Here is a 1,953-nt window from a genome sequence, read left to right on the forward strand (position 1 = left end):
CGATATCATCGCGCTCGATGATACTTTGCGCGTCGCTGCTAAGCGGAATTTGCACGTCACGTTTTTTGCTCGTATCGCGCACGAGCCCAATTACGGGCTCTATGCTAACGCCTGCGCGCGCAAGGATGATATCTTTGTTTTTGATCAAAATGTTTGCAACTTCGCTACCTACGGTGCCGACGCCTAAAATCGCTACCTTCATCAGATCTCTTTCAAATATTTTTTTATATTTCTAGCAGCCTGGCGGGTCCTGTTTTCGTTTTCGATAAAAGCGATCCGCACATAATCGTCTCCCGCCGCGCCAAAGCCCACGCCGGGGCTTACGGCGACGCGCGCCTTGGTAAGAAGCTGTTTGGAAAACTCCATACTCCTTAGATGAGCCGCAGCCGGCGGCAATTTCGCCCACGCAAACATCGACGCGCTAGGTTTAGCGATCTGCCAGCCCGCGTCCGCAAAAGCGTCAATCAAAAAATTCCTACGCTTCTCATAGCTCGCGCGGATCTGCTCTACGCACTCTTGCGGCCCGTCCAGCGCGATCGTGGCGGCTACTTGGATCGGCGTAAACATACCGTAATCAAACCACGACTTGATCTTTTTAAGCGCGGCTACGAGCTTTTTGTTGCCGCTAACAAAACCCACGCGCCAGCCCGCCATATTGTAGCTTTTAGAAAGCGTGTACGCCTCGACTGCGACATCCTTCGCACCCTGAACCTCAAAGATCGACGGCGTTTTGTAACCATCAAAAGCGATCTCCGCGTAAGCGATGTCGCTGATGATATAAAACCGCTCCTGTCGCGCCATCGCCACGAGCCGCTCGTAGAAGCTTTTTTGCACGACGACGGTGGTGGGGTTGTGCGGGAAATTTACGACGACGTATTTTGGGCGCGGAATGCTCTCGTCGAAGGTCTTTTGCAGATCGATGAAAAATTTATTCTCATTAAAATTTAAATTTTCATCATAGGCAAGCGGGATTTTAACGACGTTACCGCCTGCGATGATGAAGGCTTGAGTATGGATCGGATACGCAGGATCGGGCACCACCGCGACATCGCCCGGATTTACGATCGCGCTAGTTAGATGCACGAAGCCCTCTTTGGAGCCCATCACCGCGACGATCTCGCTTTCCGGATCCAAGATCACGCCGTATTTGCGCTTGTACCAATTCGCGCAGGCAAGTCGCAGCTTGTAGATGCCCTGGCTTACGGAGTAGCCGTGCGTCTTGTCCTTTTGCGCGCTTTCGCAAAGCTTGTCTATTATATGCTGCGGCGTCCTGCCGTCGGGATTGCCCATCGAAAAATCGATTATATCCTCGCCGGCCCTACGTGCAGTCATTTTTATGGCATTGACCTCGGCAAAAACGTAATTGGGCAAACGCTCGATTTTTGAAAAACGGATTTCGTCAAACATCTCAAACCTCTTATCTTAAAGTAATTTTCAAGCCATATTTAAAATTTCGCGCCTTAAGCGCCGCGATCTGCTCGCGCCGCACGGAGGCTAAAATTTCAAGCCTTAGCGTCGATGCGGCGGCGCTTTTTATATTGCTCGAGCAATTTAAACTTTTACCTCGCTAAAATTTTAAAACCGCGGAGGCATTGATTGTTTAAATTTAGAGCATCACGACCCTTTGCGGCGCTGTTTAAATTTACGTCCGATCAAAACGATAACGATTAAAGCTGCCGTTTTGCACGGCGCCGTGGACGACGCCTCTTAAATTTAACACTCAGGCGCCCGCAACGCTTAAAATTTTATATACACCACTTGAAATTTTATCCAAGGCAGCGCATTTTAAAACTCTTTAAATTTACGCTCCTAGGTTTAATTTAGGTCGCACTCGCCGCAGAAAGCCAAAATTTTACTCTCGGTGGCGGCAAAAGCCCTACGAGCGAGAGCTTTACCACTTTTTGCCCTTGTTTAAGCGCAGAAACTCATCGGCTGAAATTTTAGTGATATTGC

At 49.4% G+C, this 1,953-nt stretch carries 1 protein-coding gene and 1 pseudogene; both read right to left on the reverse strand.

Annotation, left to right across the window (positions count from 1 at the left end):
- Positions 1–202 (reverse strand): annotated as a pseudogene (locus Q0257_RS06895) (homoserine dehydrogenase); the annotation flags it as partial.
- Complete coding sequence (locus tag Q0257_RS06900; protein WP_298023262.1) at positions 202–1,407, reverse strand: LL-diaminopimelate aminotransferase; 1,206 nt, start codon at positions 1,405–1,407, stop codon at positions 202–204. The gene Q0257_RS06900 and the pseudogene Q0257_RS06895, both read right to left, overlap by 1 nt.
- Positions 1,408–1,953: the final 546 nt, after the last annotated feature.

It is taken from the genome of uncultured Campylobacter sp. (genome assembly GCF_938018035.1).
In the GTDB taxonomy this organism is placed as follows: Bacteria; Campylobacterota; Campylobacteria; order Campylobacterales; family Campylobacteraceae; genus Campylobacter_B.

What these genes read in the sequence shown, in the direction of transcription:
- Q0257_RS06900 (WP_298023262.1), bottom strand. Translation starts at nt 1,407, where the DNA reads ATGTTTGACGAAATCCGTTTTTCAAAAATCGAGCGTTTGCCCAATTAC.